Annotated in this window: 16 protein-coding genes; 10 read left to right on the top strand and 6 right to left on the bottom strand. The window is 53.8% G+C overall.

Annotated elements, in window-relative coordinates:
• Positions 1 to 26 precede the first annotated feature (26 nt).
• From lspA to IZU99_10450, 10 genes are all read left to right on the top strand, one after another.
• On the top strand, positions 27 to 572 hold the full coding sequence (lspA, locus tag IZU99_10495) for a signal peptidase II (protein ID UOO37653.1): 546 nt from the start codon (positions 27 to 29) through the stop codon (positions 570 to 572).
• Positions 493 to 1,467, top strand: coding sequence for an RluA family pseudouridine synthase (locus IZU99_10490; GenBank protein ID UOO37652.1), 975 nt, complete (start codon positions 493 to 495; stop codon positions 1,465 to 1,467). Before lspA ends, IZU99_10490 begins: the two co-directional genes overlap by 80 nt.
• A 165-nt stretch (positions 1,468 to 1,632) precedes the next feature.
• Entirely contained in the window at positions 1,633 to 2,343 is a 711-nt protein-coding gene (trmB, locus tag IZU99_10485; protein ID UOO38818.1) for a tRNA (guanosine(46)-N7)-methyltransferase TrmB, read from the top strand.
• 3 nt (positions 2,344 to 2,346) lie between these two features.
• Positions 2,347 to 3,720 carry a DUF1727 domain-containing protein gene (locus IZU99_10480; GenBank protein ID UOO37651.1) on the top strand — a complete coding sequence of 458 codons (1,374 nt, stop codon included), beginning with the start codon at positions 2,347 to 2,349 and terminating at the stop codon, positions 3,718 to 3,720.
• Entirely contained in the window at positions 3,717 to 4,427 is a 711-nt protein-coding gene (locus tag IZU99_10475) for a hypothetical protein (protein UOO37650.1), read from the top strand. Before IZU99_10480 ends, IZU99_10475 begins: the two co-directional genes overlap by 4 nt.
• Complete coding sequence (locus tag IZU99_10470) at positions 4,427 to 5,299, top strand: DNA-3-methyladenine glycosylase 2 family protein (protein ID UOO37649.1); 873 nt, start codon at positions 4,427 to 4,429, stop codon at positions 5,297 to 5,299. The genes IZU99_10475 and IZU99_10470 overlap by 1 nt, the downstream gene beginning before the upstream one ends.
• A 96-nt stretch (positions 5,300 to 5,395) precedes the next feature.
• A complete protein-coding gene (locus IZU99_10465) occupies positions 5,396 to 6,901 on the top strand; it encodes an IMP dehydrogenase (GenBank protein ID UOO37648.1) in 1,506 nt (501 codons plus the stop codon).
• An 84-nt stretch (positions 6,902 to 6,985) separates the two neighbouring features.
• Positions 6,986 to 7,702: an NAD-dependent protein deacylase gene (locus IZU99_10460; protein ID UOO38817.1), complete on the top strand. Its 717-nt coding sequence runs from the start codon at positions 6,986 to 6,988 to the stop codon at positions 7,700 to 7,702.
• A 23-nt stretch (positions 7,703 to 7,725) separates the two neighbouring features.
• Positions 7,726 to 8,286, top strand: coding sequence for a DUF3795 domain-containing protein (locus tag IZU99_10455; GenBank protein UOO37647.1), 561 nt, complete (start codon positions 7,726 to 7,728; stop codon positions 8,284 to 8,286).
• A gap of 77 nt (positions 8,287 to 8,363) precedes the next feature.
• Positions 8,364 to 8,714, top strand: a complete 351-nt coding sequence (locus IZU99_10450; protein UOO37646.1) for a cupin domain-containing protein — start codon at positions 8,364 to 8,366, stop codon at positions 8,712 to 8,714.
• A 77-nt stretch (positions 8,715 to 8,791) separates the two neighbouring features.
• Here IZU99_10450 and IZU99_10445 read toward each other — a convergent pair whose 3' ends face one another.
• The 6 genes from IZU99_10445 to IZU99_10420 all read right to left on the bottom strand — a co-directional run bounded on the left by IZU99_10445 (position 8,792) and on the right by IZU99_10420 (position 15,317).
• Positions 8,792 to 9,793, bottom strand: a complete 1,002-nt coding sequence (locus IZU99_10445; GenBank protein ID UOO37645.1) for a GGGtGRT protein — start codon at positions 9,791 to 9,793, stop codon at positions 8,792 to 8,794.
• A 13-nt stretch (positions 9,794 to 9,806) separates the two neighbouring features.
• Positions 9,807 to 10,499, bottom strand: coding sequence for a hypothetical protein (locus IZU99_10440; GenBank protein ID UOO37644.1), 693 nt, complete (start codon positions 10,497 to 10,499; stop codon positions 9,807 to 9,809).
• 39 nt (positions 10,500 to 10,538) lie between these two features.
• Positions 10,539 to 11,996 carry a hypothetical protein gene (locus tag IZU99_10435; GenBank protein ID UOO37643.1) on the bottom strand — a complete coding sequence of 486 codons (1,458 nt, stop codon included), beginning with the start codon at positions 11,994 to 11,996 and terminating at the stop codon, positions 10,539 to 10,541.
• A gap of 148 nt (positions 11,997 to 12,144) precedes the next feature.
• Positions 12,145 to 12,855: an ABC transporter ATP-binding protein gene (locus tag IZU99_10430; protein ID UOO37642.1), complete on the bottom strand. Its 711-nt coding sequence runs from the start codon at positions 12,853 to 12,855 to the stop codon at positions 12,145 to 12,147.
• A gap of 126 nt (positions 12,856 to 12,981) precedes the next feature.
• Positions 12,982 to 14,118 carry a carboxynorspermidine decarboxylase gene (gene nspC / locus IZU99_10425; GenBank protein ID UOO37641.1) on the bottom strand — a complete coding sequence of 379 codons (1,137 nt, stop codon included), beginning with the start codon at positions 14,116 to 14,118 and terminating at the stop codon, positions 12,982 to 12,984.
• Positions 14,118 to 15,317: a saccharopine dehydrogenase family protein gene (locus IZU99_10420; GenBank protein ID UOO37640.1), complete on the bottom strand. Its 1,200-nt coding sequence runs from the start codon at positions 15,315 to 15,317 to the stop codon at positions 14,118 to 14,120. Before IZU99_10420 ends, nspC begins: the two co-directional genes overlap by 1 nt.

The raw sequence follows: 15,317 nt of genomic DNA, 5'->3' as shown, positions 1-15,317 counted from the left end.
CAATGATCAATAAAGGCGGGAGATTGATGGTTTATTTTATTTTGGCGGCGTTTATCGTCCTGCTCGACCAGATGAGCAAATATTATCTGGCGCTGCGCCTGGCCCCTGGTAAAACGGCAGCGCTGCTGCCCGGTATTCTCCATATGACGTATGTCAAGAATACGGGGGCCGCGTTCAGCTTCCTCTCTGATATGCGCTGGGTGCTCGTTGCTGTCTCGGCGGCCGTGATTATCCTGATCGTTATCATCATGCTGCGATATGGGCAGAAAATGAGCCTTGTCGGACGTCTCGGACTGGCGTTTGTTTTAGGCGGCGCTTTTTCAAACCTCATTGACAGAGTGGCGCTCGGCTATGTGGCCGATTTTTTCGAATTTGAATTTGTCCGGTTTGCGATTTTCAACGTCGCCGATATTTTTATCACGGTCGGCGGTATGGTGTTCTGTCTGTATTACATTTTCGGCATGCCGAGAAGCGACTTGAAAAAAGCGCAGAATGGTGCATCCGCATCACCATCGACGTGTGACGCACACGAGGACGACGTGGAGGACGGCAGTGGGCCCGATCATTCTTGAAGCGGCGACCGGCGGGACGCGCCTTGACGTCTTTTTGGCGGATAAACTGCCGGAAATAAGCCGCAGCGCCGCCCAGAAGCTTTTGGAAGGCGGGTATGTGACGCGTGCCGGTAAGCCGGTGCGCAAAAACGATAAGGCCGCGCGTGGTGACACGTTTGAGGTGACGCTGCCGGAGCCAGCCCCGGCGCAGATGGCAGCGCAGGATATCCCACTCGATATCGTCTTTGAGGATGACGACGTCATTGTCGTCAACAAACCGCGCGGCATGGTCGTACACCCTGCGCCGGGCCACGCGGACGGAACGCTCGTCAACGCGCTGCTCGCCCATTGTGGGGACAGCCTGTCCGGTATCGGCGGGGAGATACGCCCCGGCATCGTCCACCGGATTGATAAGGACACTTCCGGCCTGGTGATTGCGGCGAAAAACGATGCGGCGCACATTAAGCTCTCGGCACAGCTGAAAAACCGCACCCTGTCGCGTGTTTACGAGGCGGTCGTTATCGGGCGTGTCAGGGCGGACGCCGGAACTGTTGATGCGGCCATTGGCAGACACCCGACCGATCGAAAGCGCCAATCCGTCACCGCGAGAAATGGGCGGGCAGCCATCACCCACTATGAGGTGATTTCCCGCTACAACGGGTATACGCATGTGCGGTGCCGCCTTGAAACGGGGCGGACGCATCAAATCCGCGTTCACATGGCATCAATTGGGCATCCCGTCTTGGGTGACCTCGTCTACGGCCGCAAAAAAGCCGAGAAAGGGCTTTCCGGCCAATGCCTGCACGCCAAAGAGCTGAAATTTATCCACCCCAAAACAGGGGATAGTATCGAACTGACAACGACGCTGCCGCCTTACTTTTTAGATGTTTTGTCAAAGCTCGGCAGCGCCGAGTAAGACAGCCCGTCGCCACGTTGAAAACCGGATTAAACCGAATTATTAAGCCGCGCGCCGCTGGGGTTAAACGTTTTCACATGGCGGCGCGGCGGCCTTTTCATTGCGAAAACCGGCCCGATATGCTACAATACCGGCAGGACAAACGGGGAGAAATTCACCATGCGCATGAGAAAAAAACCGAATCTGCCCGAGCGAATCGCAAAATGCGGTGATTTGTACATACAAGATCCGGCGCGTTTTCGAGGCGGGTGGCAGCAACAATTTCCGCAGTTTCGTGACAAGTACCTTGAAATTGGCTGCGGGCGCGGCCGATTCACGACAGAGACAGCGCTCAAAATGCCGGATATTCTGCTCATCGCGGTCGAGCGGGTGCCAGAGGCGATGATTATTGGCCTTGAGCGCGCCGCGCGGGAGCAGATACCGAACGTCCGCTTTCTCGATACGGACGCGGCCACACTGCCGGACATTTTTGGCGATGGCGAAGTGGGCCGCATTTACATCAATTTCTGCGATCCATGGCCGAAGGCAGGCAACCGAAAGCGGCGGCTGACGCATGAAAATTTCCTCGTCATCTATGAGTCCGTTCTGCGTGTCGGTGGTGAAATCCACTTTAAAACCGACAACCGCGATTTGTTTGAGTTCTCGCTCGGTCAGTTCGAAAAGGCCGGTTTTGAATTATCTGAGGTTACAACCAACCTGCATCAAAACGGCCCGGTCGGTATCATGACGGATTACGAAGAGAAGTTTTACAGCGAGGGTGTTTCAATCTGCCGCTGCGTGGCTAAACTTTCTGAAAAAGCGCATCGTTTCGGGGAGCGTCCCGGTGCTCCCGATATCATGGGAAGCGATATAGAAAAACGGCGTGAACAGGAGTAACCAATGCATAAAATCAGATTTATAGCGGCGCTTTGGCTGGCGAAATGCGCGCGGCTGGCGCTGAAAATGTTAAGACGGAACGCCACGTATTTTCCGGGCTATCTGGCGCTTAAAATTTGCCCCGACTTTCTGCGTTACGTTGGCAAGCCTGAAAAGATCATCGCCGTCACCGGCTCCAACGGCAAGACGACGGTTTCAAATCTTCTCAATGACATTTTAACCGGCCGCTCACAGCGCGTTTTAAACAATCAGCTCGGCTCTAACGTCCCCGCCGGGATCGCAACGAGCCTTCTGACGGGGTGTAGCCTCACCGGGAAGACGCGGTATAGTATGGCGGTTCTTGAAGTGGACGAGCGCTCGTCAAAACGCATCTATCCATACGTTAAGCCCGACTACCTCATTGTGACGAACCTGTTCCGCGATTCCGCCATGCGCAACGCGCACCCGCAGTATATCGCCGGTTTTATTGAGACAGCTGTCCCACCGGAGACGAAGCTTATTTTAAACGCTGACGATTTGATTTCCGCCGGCATCTGTCCGCATAACGCGCGTCCCTATTTTGGCATTGACCGGATGGCTACAGACGTCGAAGCGTGTATCAATCTCATTAACGACGTTCAGCTCTGCCCCGCCTGCTGCGGCGCGCTTACCTATGACTACCGGCGCTACCATCATATTGGAAAGGCACATTGCCAAGATTGCGGTTTTCAGTCGCCGCAGGCCGATTATCGCGCATCTGACGTCAAAACGGACAACATGACAATGACCGTATCGGATGAGTCCGGTTCGATGGTGTATCCGCTTCTCAGCGACAGTATTTTTAATATTTATAATGTCTTGACGGTCGTCGCCGCGCTCCGGGAGCTGGGCCTTTCTCACGAGGAGATTAAAACAGGCCTTGAAAAAACGAAAATCGTTGAAACACGGTTTAACGCGCAAAAGGCCGGTGACGTCACCGTTGTCATGCAGATGTCGAAGGATAAAAACGCGCTGGCCGGGTCGAGGGCTTTTGATTACATCAGCGGTCTGCCCGGGAAAAAGGAAGTCATCCTGATGATGAACTGTATCCACGATCAGCAGCACTGGTCGGAAAACGTTACATGGCTGTACGACTGCGATTTTGAATTTTTGAATAACGAAAATATCACCAGAATTGTGGCGACAGGCCCACGGGCGAAGGATTATTACCTGCGCCTTGTATTTGCCGGGGTGCCGGAGGACAGGCTCCGCTGCACGCTCCGCGAGCTTGATGCACCGGCGCTGCTCGCGTATGAAAACGGTGAAAGCGTTTGCCTCTTTTATGGGACAGATGCCTTAGACCTCGTCTACAAAGTGCAGGGAAAGATCAAGCAGTGCGCGGAGGCGGCCGCTCTATGAAGATTGAAATTCTCTATCCAGAAATCTGTTATCTGTACGGCGACCTCATGAACATCGAATATTTGCACCGCTGTCTGCCGGAAGCGACCGTTGTCCGCACCGGCTTGAAGGCGCGGCCCGCGTTCGTGGACGGGAATGTTGACCTCGTCTACATAGGCTCGATGACAGAGCGGGCGCAGGAACTTGTGATTGACGCGCTTCGGCCTTATACGGAGACAATCAATGAGCTGATCGAGCGTGGCGTGATCTTTCTTGCCACCGGCAACGCGCTGGAGATTTTTATCGGCCGGATTGAAAATGAAGACGGTAGCGCCCTTGAAGCGCTTGGGCTATTTGACCTCGTCGCCAAGCGCCGGATGATGAACCGGTATAATGCCCTGTATCTCGGCAAGTTTGGCGATGTCGACATCGTCGGCTTTAAAAGCCAGTTTGCCCATGCCTACGGCGAGGATGGGGAAGCGCTGTTTGAAACAGCCCGCGGCGCCGGGCGAAACCCCGGCACGAAACCTGAGGGCATCCGAAAAAACAATTTCATGGCGACATATGTTTTAGGACCGCTGCTCATTTTAAACCCGCCGTTTACAAAATATCTGCTGGGCCTTCTCGGCGTGCCGGACAGGCCGCTTGCCTATGAAGCTGCGGCGATGGACGCCTATTGCCTGCGCCTGGCGGAGTTCTCCGACCCAAAAAGAGGCTTTGACTATTAATGCGTGTTGTCGAGCATGGTGGCTTCGTAGAGCTTGCTGAAATCCGGGAATTTGATCTGGCGCGCATCTTTGAATGCGGGCAGTGCTTTCGCTGGAGCGCGGCATCGGACGGGGCATATATCGGCGTCGCCATGGGGAAGGCAGCCCGTATCTTTCAAGAGGGCGGCAGCGTTTTTATTTCCGGGACGCTGGCGGATTTTAACACCGTCTGGCGGCACTATTTTGATCTGGACAGGGATTATGAGGCCATCCGCCGTGCCGTCGCCATCGACCCGTTCATGACAAAAGCCGCCGCGTTCGGCGCGGGTATCCGCATATTGAGGCAGGACAAATGGGAGGCGCTCGCGTCGTTCATCCTCTCCCAGTGCAACAATATTCCGCGCATTAAAAAAATTATTGATACGCTCTGCCGCCTTTACGGTGAGCCGGTTGACTTTGACGGCAGGACGTTTCAGACGTTCCCATCGGCTGAAGCCGTCGCGTCACTCTCGCTATCGGACTTAGAACAGCTGCGCTGCGGCTACCGCGCCCCTTTTTTAATTGAAGCGGCGCGCGCCGTCGCTTCCGGTGATCTCAACTTGGAAGCGCTGTCAAACCGGCCGCCGGAAGAGGCTTTGGCGGCGCTTAAAAGCCTTGCCGGCGTGGGCGACAAGGTGGCCAGCTGCGTCGTTCTCTTTGGGCTGCACCGGCTCGACGCATTCCCTGTCGACACGTGGATCCGTAAGACCGTCCGCGATCACTACGGCAGCAGCTTTGACCCGGCGGTTTTCGGCCAACACGCAGGCATTGCACAGCAGTATATGTTTTTTTATGCCAGAAGCAATCAAACGCGGGCGGACAAAATGCTCTGTGAGACAGAAGATGCCGGATAAGCCGCCGCTTGGCACAGCCGGATGGTTGACATCATCAAAAGCGGTGCTATAATAGGCAAAAAGCATGTGAATAGAATCGGAAAAGGAGAGGTCACCATGGCATATATTTTTAACGAGCCGTCACGGACGTTTAGTGAATATCTGCTCGTACCGGGGTACTCGGGTGCAGACTGTGTCCCGGACAGCGTCAGCCTGAAAACACCGCTTGTCAGATTTAAAAAAGGGGAAGCACCGGCGCTTTCAATGAATATACCGATGACATCTGCCATCATGCAGTCGGTCTCGGATGACAAAATGGCCGTCGCACTTGCAAAAGAGGGCGGCGTCTCTTTTATTTATTGTTCCCAATCGATTGAAAGCCAGGCTGCCATGGTCGCAAAGGTCAAGTCCCACAAGGCCGGTTTTGTTATCAGTGAATCGAACATCCGGCCGAACGCAACGCTGCGTGACATATTAGAGCTGAAGCAGAAGACCGGCCATTCCACCGTCGCCGTCACGGAGGACGGGACGCCGTCCGGCCGCCTTGTCGGCATTGTCACAAGCCGCGACTACCGCGTCTCCCGCATGACGGGTGACGAGCAGGTATCAAGCTTCATGACACCGATTGACAAGCTCGTCACCGCCCCGGCTGGAACGTCTCTGCGTGAGGCAAACGATATCATCTGGGACCATAAGCTCAACGCCCTGCCGGTGATCGATAATAATGGGCGCCTGATGCACCTCGTCTTCAGAAAGGATTACGACTCGCATAAGGAAAATCCTCTGGAGCTGCTCGATAGCCATAAAAAATACGTCGTCGGCGCGGGTGTCAATACGCGTGACTATAGTGAGCGCATCCCGGCGCTCCTTGAAGCGGGGGCCGACGTTTTATGTATCGACTCGTCAGAAGGCTTCTCAGAGTGGCAAAAGAGGACGCTTTCATGGGTTCGGGAGAAATACGGGGATACTGTTAAAATCGGGGCCGGAAACGTCGTCGACGGCGAGGGCTTCCGCTTCCTGGCCGATTGTGGGGCAGATTTTATCAAAGTCGGTATTGGCGGCGGCTCTATCTGCATCACGCGCGAGCAGAAGGGCATTGGGCGCGGGCAGGCCACAGCGCTCATCGACGTTTCAAAAGCCAGAGACGAATACTTTGAAAAAACCGGCGTTTACATTCCGCTCTGCTCGGATGGCGGTATCGTCCATGACTATCACTTCACGCTCGCCCTGGCGATGGGCGCCGATTTTCTGATGCTGGGGCGTTATTTCGCCCGGTTTGACGAGAGCCCGACGAATAAGGTCAGCGTCGGCGGCAGCTACATGAAGGAATACTGGGGCGAGGGCTCGGCCCGCGCGCGCAACTGGCAGCGATACGATCTCGGCGGTGCCGGAAAGCTCTCCTTTGAAGAAGGCGTCGATTCGTATGTCCCGTACGCCGGCAGTCTCAAAGACAACGTTGGCTTGACGCTGAGTAAAATTCGCTCGACGATGTGTAACTGCGGATCGATGACAATTACGGAGCTTCAGAAAACGGCGAAAATTACAATGGTCTCCGCGACGTCCATCGTCGAAGGCGGTGCGCACGACGTGCTGCTGAAGGAAAATACCATCGGCTCAAAATAAGAATCGGGGCGGCTTCGGCCGCCCCTTGTTTCTAATACAGACAAGCCGTCAGCGACCGCACTTAAAATCAACGGAGGACATATGATGGACGAAAAAATCACGCAGTTGAAAAAATGGATTGACGAGAGCGACAACGTTGTTTTCTTCGGCGGGGCGGGCGTGTCAACCGAGAGCGGGATACCGGATTTTCGGAGCGTTGACGGCCTTTACAGCCAGAAATACAAATACCCACCGGAGACGATTATCAGCCACTCGTTTTTTCTTTCAAACACGGCGGAATTTTACCGCTTCTACCGGGACAAGCTGCTCGTTACCGGCGTTGCCCCGAACGCCGCCCATTTAAAGCTGGCGGAATGGGAAACAATCGGCAAGCTCCGTACCGTTATCACGCAAAATATTGACGGGCTGCACCAGATGGCTGGGAGCAAGAATGTTCTGGAGCTGCACGGCTCGGTACATCGGAACACCTGTATGCGCTGCCTAAAGCCGTACGGATTGGAGGCCGTCAGCGCGACCGACGGCGTGCCGCGCTGTGATTGCGGCGGCATCATCAAGCCCGACGTTATTTTATATGAGGAGGGGCTTGATGCTGATGTGATGCACGCTGCCGTCCAGCATATATCAAACGCTGAGGTTTTAATCATCGGGGGCACATCCCTCGTCGTTTACCCTGCGGCGGGACTCGTTAATTACTACAAGGGTAAAAAGCTTGTTCTCATCAACAAAAGCACAACAAGCTATGATTCTCAAGCCGACCTTCTCATCGACGGTAAAATCGGGGAAGTGTTGGGGCAGATATAGGGAGATGACATTGGAGGGCATACATGAAAGCCTATAAACGAGACTACCCGCTTTTTTCATTGTGTGGATTAAACTGCGGACTTTGCCCGCGCTATCAGAGTAAAAGCGCGTCCAGATGCCCCGGCTGCGGTGGCCAGGATTTCCACTTGAAACACCCCTCCTGCGCCGTTATTGCGTGCAGCCAAAAGCATGATAATGTGGCGTACTGTTTTCAATGCGCCGCGTACCCCTGTGAAAGGTACCAAAAACAAAGCGACAAAGATTCATTTATAACTTACCGCCATGTGATTTCCGATCTTGAAAAAGCCCGTGTCAAAGGGATTGAGGCTTATATGAAAGAACTCAACGAAAAAGTCGCCTTTCTTGAGCAACTTGTCAACGCGTATAATGATGGCAGAAGAATGAATACGTACTGCGTTGCCGTCAATCTCTTGGACCTTGAGGATCTGAATGATATTAAAAACAGTATCCGGAATAAAGTGAATGACACCGAGATGGCGTTGAGGGAAAAGATCGCGATTGTAATATCTGAAATAGAAGAAAAAGCGCGGAAAAATAATATCGATTTGAGATTACGAAAATAGGTCGGCGCAGATATGCGGAAAACATTTACGATTGCTGTGGCAAAAAGATATGGAGACGATGAATAGGAGGCAAATTGATGCTTCAAAAAGTCAATTTAAAAGAGAAGGCTACGTCGCTTAACCAGCTTTTTACATACTTGAATGTCGGAAAACTGAATAATCATACGCTTAATATTTTAAAAGCGGAAAATAGAACGCTTGACTTTCATGTGCACGAGAAATCCGATGAGCTGTTTTACTGTATTGAAGGCTCGTTTGATATTGAATTAGCGGATGGCTTTGTGCATCTCAATGAAGGTGAATTTATTATTGTTCCGAAGGGCATTTTGCACAGGCCTATTTGCAAAGACCTTGTAACATGCTTTTTGATCGAAATTGAAGGGACGCTAAATAAAGAGAATACCGGCGGGACATATGAGCCGATTTAGGAAACCTGATTGACATCAAAACAAAGAGACAAGCCGATTTCTGGCTTGTCTCTTTAATATTCGTAAAAGTTTTTTGCTTATTTTGCCAGCGCTTTTGCCACATTGACCGCGCAGGCGACGGTGGCGCCGACCATGGGGTTGTTGCCCATGCCGATAAAGCCCATCATCTCGACGTGCGCCGGGACAGAGGAGGAGCCAGCAAACTGTGCGTCGGAGTGCATTCTTCCCATCGTGTCCGTCATGCCGTAGGAGGCGGGGCCGGCTGCCATGTTGTCCGGGTGGAGTGTTCTGCCCGTGCCGCCGCCGGACGCGACGGAGAAATATTTGCGCCCGAGTTCGACGCGCTCTTTCTTATATGTACCCGCGACGGGGTGCTGAAAACGCGTCGGATTCGTGGAGTTGCCGGTGATGGAGATGTCCACATTTTCGAGGTGCATGATCGCAACGCCCTCGCGGACGTCGTCCGCCCCATAGCATCGGACATTTGCGCGCTCACCCTTGGAGTAGGCAAGCTCTTCTGTTACGGCAACCGTTCCGGCGTAGTAATCAAACGCCGTTTTGCAGTATGTAAAGCCGTTGATGCGGGAGATGATCTGCGCGGCGTCCTTCCCCAAGCCGTTTAAGATGACGCGCAAGGGCTTTTGGCGGACAGTATTGGCGCTTCTGGCGATGCCGATGGCGCCCTCCGCCGCGGCGAAGGATTCATGACCGGCCAAAAAGGCAAAGCATTCCGTTTCATCGGAGAGGAGCATTGCCGCGAGATTCCCGTGCCCGAGCCCGACCCTGCGGTCCTCGGCGACGGAGCCGGGGATGCAGAAGGCCTGCAGCCCAATGCCGATGGTTTTCGCCGCCTCGGCGGCAACGGCGCAGTTTTTCTTGAGCGCAATCGCCGAACCGACGATATAGGCCCAACCAGCGTCCTCAAAGCAGATCGGCTGAACGTCTCGCGCTGTCGTATATGGGTCAAGGCCATGCTGCGCGCAGAGTGCTTTGGCCTCGTCGAGATTTTTGATGCCGTTTTCTAAAAGGGCGGCGTTCACCTTGTCGATCCGGCGCCCGTAGCTTTCAAACAGTTCCATGATGTGAGCCTCCTTATTCGTGTCTCGGGTCGATGTATGTAACGCCCTCGGCAAAGCGCCCGTAGGTGCCGGTTGCTTTTTTCAGCGCCTCGTTGGCGTCGGTGCCTTTTTTGATGAAATCCATCATCTTGCCGAGATGAATAAATTCATAACCGATTATTTGGCTGTCGGCGTCGAGTGCCATGCGGCTGATATAGCCCTCGGCGATCTCCAAATAGCGCGGGCCCTTGGCAAGTGTGCCAAACGTCGTTCCGACTTGACCGCGTAAACCCTTGCCGAGGTCCTCAAGGCTTGCGCCGATAGGCAGGCCGCCTTCAGAGAATGCTGTCTGCGTCCGGCCGTAGACAATCTGCAAAAACAGCTCGCGCATGGCGACGTTGATAGCGTCGCATACGAGGTCGGTGTTGAGTGCCTCCAGAATTGTTTTGCCCGGCAGGATTTCGGCGGCCATCGCGGCGGAATGCGTCATCCCGCTGCAACCGACCGTTTCGACGAGCGCCTCTTCAATAACGCCATTTTTGACGTTCAACGTCAGTTTGCAGGCCCCCTGCTGCGGCGCGCAGCCGCCGACGCCGTGCGTCAGGCCGGAAATGTCCTCGATTTTTGTGGCCTTGACCCACTTGCCCTCCTCGGGAATCGGGGCCGGGCCGTGATTGGCGCCTTTTTTCAGGCACGTCATCTGTTCCACTTCGTGTGAATAAGTCATCAGTGAGCTCCCTTCGTAACGCTTGGTGATTTCATTGGCTCAATTATTGAGCGCTTCAAAACGGCGGCTGCCACCGCCGGATAGATACAGATAGAGGGCGCTGGACAAAACGGCAAATAAAACGGCGCACAGCATCAGATATAATTCGACGGTGAAAACGCCTGCCAATACGACAACATATAAAACAATAAGGGCGGCGATAAAAGCCATCGCGCCGAACATGGTGATCAGCACGCTCAACCCTTGCTTAATTGGCTGCAGCTCATTGATCCAATCAAATTTCGGGAATTGAAGATTCATGACGACACCAAATAAAGCGGTGAGCAGCGTCATGAGCAGCGGCAGGGCAAGCAGAAGGAGAAATTCCAGAAAATTTACGCCAAGTGTTACGGCGCAGATAAGCCCGGCTAATAATGCCGGAATACCGCAGACGAGAAGATGCAGTTGAACTTTTGCCATCAAAACATCAAGCGGCAGGACGGGCAGGCTTTTGGCAATCCAAAGGTTCTTCCCCTCCAGCGAGACAGACGGAGCCGAGACAAAATTGAGCGCCGAGACGGCGGTGAGCGCGACGCAAACGAGTATGGCTGGGGACAGGAAAAGCCCCGCGGCGTTAAATCGGCTCAAATACGTCAGCACCATGCTCCGGTTGACGACAAGGAGAACGGCGCCTGCAAGCATAAACGCCCCGCCAAGCCCGGCATTTAGGATATACATCGGATTCGACCAAAAGTGGCGCAGTTCTTTGTTTGTGAACGCGGTACGCACGCCGGAGGACTTCAAGGCCTTTTCCTTGTATTTGATCTTGGCCGCGCCGCGGTTTGCGGTGGTGATGGCGATAAAGTTCCATGATAGGATGAAAACCATAATAGCAAACGGAATCAAGACGCTAAGGAGAAAAACAAGAAGGCTCCAGAAGCGCCCGTCTTCAATCGCCTTGCCGAGGTAATAGGCGGGCGGCAGGGCCTTTTGGACGGCTGCGGCAATCTGCACGCCGTTTTGAATAAGGCTGTTCAAGTAGCCGTTGATATTTGAAACGACCTTAAAGTAGCCGAAGAGGAAAAGCAGGGACAAGACAAGCGTTGCGATATTTTTGTTGTGCAGCCGCGACGTTATAAGGGCGATCAGCCAGGCAATCAGGCTTGCTAAGGCGAGCGCGCCGAGAGGCAAGGCTAATACGGCGATCATAAAAAACACAATGCTAAGGATCGTTACGGGCTGGTAGACAACCCAGACAACGAACGCCGGAACGGCAATAAACGCTGCAAAAATATACTCCAATACGAGGAGTGAAGCCAGCCTGCCAATAAGAATATCTGAGGGCCTCACAGGCAGCGATAAAAGCAATTCGTTGTCCTTGGCGTTAAAAAGCTGATTTTGGGCTGCAAAAATGCTCCCAATAAAGCAAAGTCCAAAAACGGCCAGACCCATCATGGAGAAATAAAACCAGCCGAGTCGCATCGGAAACAACGCGCCGCTGAGCTGATAAAACGTCACGGCTGACATGCTTAAAAAAGCGCCGATGACATAAAGGGCGAGCAGAGCGATCAGGACAATAAAAACAGGGCTTCGTTTTTTTGCATTCTACCCCGCAGAAACATCCTAGAAAAAAGCGCCCGGATATTGAGCGCAACGAGCCTTCCGGTCATTTCCGATCCTCCAGCTCAAGGAAGACGGATTCGAGTGACGCGTTACCGCGAACGTCTTCCATCGTCCCCGCAACGACGAGGCGGCCGCTTTTGATAATGGCGACCTTATCGCACAGCTTTTCGGCGACCTCCAGAACATGCGTTGAAAAGAAGATGGCCCCGCCGCCGTCGCACAGCTCGCGCATGATGCTTTTAAGTTTGTGCGATGCGATGGGGTCAAGCCCGACAAAAGGCTCGTCAAGAATCATCAGCCGCGGCTCATGGATGAGCGCGGAGATGATGGCGAGCTTTTGCTTCATGCCGTGTGAATAGGCGGAAACGGGCTGCGCAAGGTCGCTCGTCAGATCGAATAAATCGGCGTATTTGTGAATGCGTTCCTGCCGGATGTCAGCCGGGACGCCAAAAACATCGGCAATAAAATTGAGATATTTAATGCCAGACAGAAAGTCGTAAAGATCGGGGTTGTCCGGAATATAGGCAAGGCTTTTTTTACAGCCGAGCGGGTCAGCTTTGATCGATTTGCCATTGACGGTGATGTCGCCGCTGTCAAACTGCAAAATGCCGCAGCAGGCCTTGATTGTCGTCGTCTTACCAGCGCCGTTATGACCGATAAAGCCGTAAATCTCCCCGGGGTTGATGTGCAGCGACAAATTGTCAACAGCGCGTTTTTCACCATAAGTCTTTGTAAGATTCTCGATATGAAGCATAAAAAAGACCTCCCAGTGTCGGCGTCAGGCGTTGGCGCCACGAAAAACAGTATAGCTGTATTCCGATTTGATGTCAACAAGAGACGAGCGCCCGCAATGATATGCAGGCGCAGGGCGCATGGCGTTTTATGACAGGCGGTTTTTAAAATCCGCGAAACCGAAGGTCTTGACAATTTGAGTCGTGCCATCGGCTTTGGCAATCGCGATTGACGGCAGATTAATGCCGTTGAAGGTGTTGTTTTTAACCATTGAGTAGATGGCCATATCGGTGAAAATAAGCTTGTCGCCAACAGTAAGCGGCCTGTCAAAGCTGTAATCGCCGATAACGTCCCCGGCAAGGCACGTCGGCCCGGCGAGCCTGTAGGTGTGCTTTTTCCTGTTCGGGAAATCCGCACCGAGAACAGCCGGGCGGTACGGCATCTCCAAAACGTCCGGCATGTGGCAGGCGGCCGAGGCATCAAGAATCGCAATGTCAATGCCGTTTGAGACAACGTCGAGAACGGTTGAGACGAGATAACCCGTGTTTAAGGCAACGGCCTCGCCCGGCTCCAGATAGACGGCCACCTGATATTTATCCTGGAACGCACCGATCGCGGAGATGAGTGCTTCGACATCATAATCCGCCCGCGTGATATGGTGACCGCCGCCGAAATTGACCCAGTCCATCCTGTGCAGGACAGCGCCGAACTTCTGCTCGACGGCCTCCAGCGTGACGATGAGCGCGTCGGCATTCTGCTCGCACAGGGTATGAAAGTGAAGACCGCTCACACCGTCCAAGAGGTCTTCCCGGAAATTGTCCTTGGTCACGCCGAGGCGGGAGCCGGCGGCGCAGGGATCGTAAATGTCGCGCCCCTGCGTCGAGCGCTCTGGATTGATGCGGATACCGAGACGGCAATCCTTCAACTGCGCCCTGTCTTTAAATTTCTGGAGCTGCGCGAAGGAATTGAAAACGACATGGTCGCAGACGTCCGCGATTTCGTCAAATTCGTCGTCGCAGAACGCCGCTGAGAAAACGTGCGTTTCGCCGCCCATTTCCTCACGGCCAAGTCGGGCCTCAAAAAGGCCGCTGGCTGCCGTGCCGCTGAGGTAGCGGCCGATGAGCGGATAGAGCGAAAACATGGAAAAGGCCTTCTGGGCGAGTAAGATCTTGCAGCCCGTCCTGTCCATGACATGCTTTAATATCTCGAGGTTCTTTATCAGAAGGGCCTCGTCGACGACATAAGACGGCGTTTTGACAGCCGCGGCATCAAACAGGCCGTCCATCAGTCCACAAGCTCCGGCGAGAAGCTCTCCTGCCAGGGGAGGCCCCAAGTGTTGAGGGCTTCCATAAACGGGTCGGGGTCAAACTCCTCGACGTTGAAGACGCCGGGCTTTTTCCACGTGCCATTCATAACGAGCATTGCGCCAATCATGGCGGGAACGCCGGTCGTGTACGAAATAGCCTGCGAAGAAACTTCTTTAAAACACGCCTCATGGTCGCAGACGTTGTAGACATAATAGGTTTTTTCCCGGCCGTCCTTTACACCGGTGAAGATGCAGCCGATGTTCGTCTTGCCCTTTGTCCGCGGGCCGAGCGTTGCAGGGTCTGGCAGCACGGCCTTCAAAAATTGGAGCGGGACAATCATTTTCCCGTCATATTCGATCGGCTCGATGGCCGTCATACCGACGTTTTCAAGGCACTTGAGATGCGTCAAATAGCTCTGCCCGAACGTCATGAAAAATCGAATGCGCCGGATGCCTTTGATGTTCAGAGCCAGAGACTCCAGCTCCTCATGGTGGAGAAGATACATATCCTTGTTGCCGATTTCAGGGAAATTGTAAACGCGCTTAATTTCCATCGGTTCCGTCTCGACCCAATGGCCGTTTTCCCAATAGCTGCCCTTGGCCGTGACCTCTCGGATGTTGATTTCGGGGTTAAAGTTTGTGGCAAACGGGTAGCCGTGGTCGCCCGCGTTGGCATCGAGAATATCGATTGTGTGAATCTCGTCAAAATAGTGCTTTTGCGCATAGGCTGAAAAAACGCCCGTGACGCCGGGGTCAAAGCCGCTGCCGAGTAGCGCCGTAATCCCGGCTTTTTCAAATCGGTCGCGGTAAGCCCACTGCCATTTGTATTCAAATTTCGCCGTATCAAGCGGCTCATAATTGGCGGTGTCGACATAGCTCGTCTTTGTGGCGAGGCAGGCTTCCATGATGGCAAGATCCTGATACGGTAGCGCGAGGTTTAAAACAACATCCGGCTTGTAGGCGCTTATGAGCGCAATAAGCTCCGGGACGCTGTCGGCATCGACCTGTGCCGTTGAAATTGTCGTTTTGCCGCCGGAGAGCTTGTCCTTCAACGCGTCGCACTTGCTTTTCGTCCGGCTGGCGATCATGATATCGTCAAAAACAGCGCTGTTTTGGCAGCACTTATGAATGGCGACGGCGGCAACGCCGCCGCAGCCGATGATGAGGGCTTTTCCCAT

It is taken from the genome of Oscillospiraceae bacterium CM, from assembly GCA_022870705.1.
Taxonomy (GTDB): Bacteria; Bacillota; Clostridia; order Oscillospirales; family Oscillospiraceae; genus Sporobacter.
The sequence above is the reverse complement of the archived record's forward strand: the minus strand, read 5'-3'. Positions and strand labels throughout refer to the sequence as shown.

Excerpts from the sequence above, each read along its gene's own strand:
- IZU99_10465 (UOO37648.1), top strand. The coding sequence starts at position 5,396 with ATGGCATATATTTTTAACGAGCCGTCACGGACGTTTAGTGAATATCTG.
- IZU99_10445 (UOO37645.1), bottom strand. The coding sequence starts at position 9,793 with ATGGAACTGTTTGAAAGCTACGGGCGCCGGATCGACAAGGTGAACGCC.
- IZU99_10455 (UOO37647.1), top strand. The coding sequence starts at position 7,726 with ATGAAAGCCTATAAACGAGACTACCCGCTTTTTTCATTGTGTGGATTA.
- IZU99_10475 (UOO37650.1), top strand. The coding sequence starts at position 3,717 with ATGAAGATTGAAATTCTCTATCCAGAAATCTGTTATCTGTACGGCGAC.
- IZU99_10440 (UOO37644.1), bottom strand. The coding sequence starts at position 10,499 with ATGACTTATTCACACGAAGTGGAACAGATGACGTGCCTGAAAAAAGGC.
- trmB (UOO38818.1), top strand. The coding sequence starts at position 1,633 with ATGAGAAAAAAACCGAATCTGCCCGAGCGAATCGCAAAATGCGGTGAT.
- IZU99_10480 (UOO37651.1), top strand. The coding sequence starts at position 2,347 with ATGCATAAAATCAGATTTATAGCGGCGCTTTGGCTGGCGAAATGCGCG.
- lspA (UOO37653.1), top strand. The coding sequence starts at position 27 with ATGGTTTATTTTATTTTGGCGGCGTTTATCGTCCTGCTCGACCAGATG.
- IZU99_10450 (UOO37646.1), top strand. The coding sequence starts at position 8,364 with ATGCTTCAAAAAGTCAATTTAAAAGAGAAGGCTACGTCGCTTAACCAG.
- IZU99_10420 (UOO37640.1), bottom strand. The coding sequence starts at position 15,317 with ATGGGAAAAGCCCTCATCATCGGCTGCGGCGGCGTTGCCGCCGTCGCC.
- nspC (UOO37641.1), bottom strand. The coding sequence starts at position 14,118 with ATGGACGGCCTGTTTGATGCCGCGGCTGTCAAAACGCCGTCTTATGTC.
- IZU99_10490 (UOO37652.1), top strand. The coding sequence starts at position 493 with ATGGTGCATCCGCATCACCATCGACGTGTGACGCACACGAGGACGACG.
- IZU99_10430 (UOO37642.1), bottom strand. The coding sequence starts at position 12,855 with ATGCTTCATATCGAGAATCTTACAAAGACTTATGGTGAAAAACGCGCT.
- IZU99_10470 (UOO37649.1), top strand. The coding sequence starts at position 4,427 with ATGCGTGTTGTCGAGCATGGTGGCTTCGTAGAGCTTGCTGAAATCCGG.
- IZU99_10460 (UOO38817.1), top strand. The coding sequence starts at position 6,986 with ATGGACGAAAAAATCACGCAGTTGAAAAAATGGATTGACGAGAGCGAC.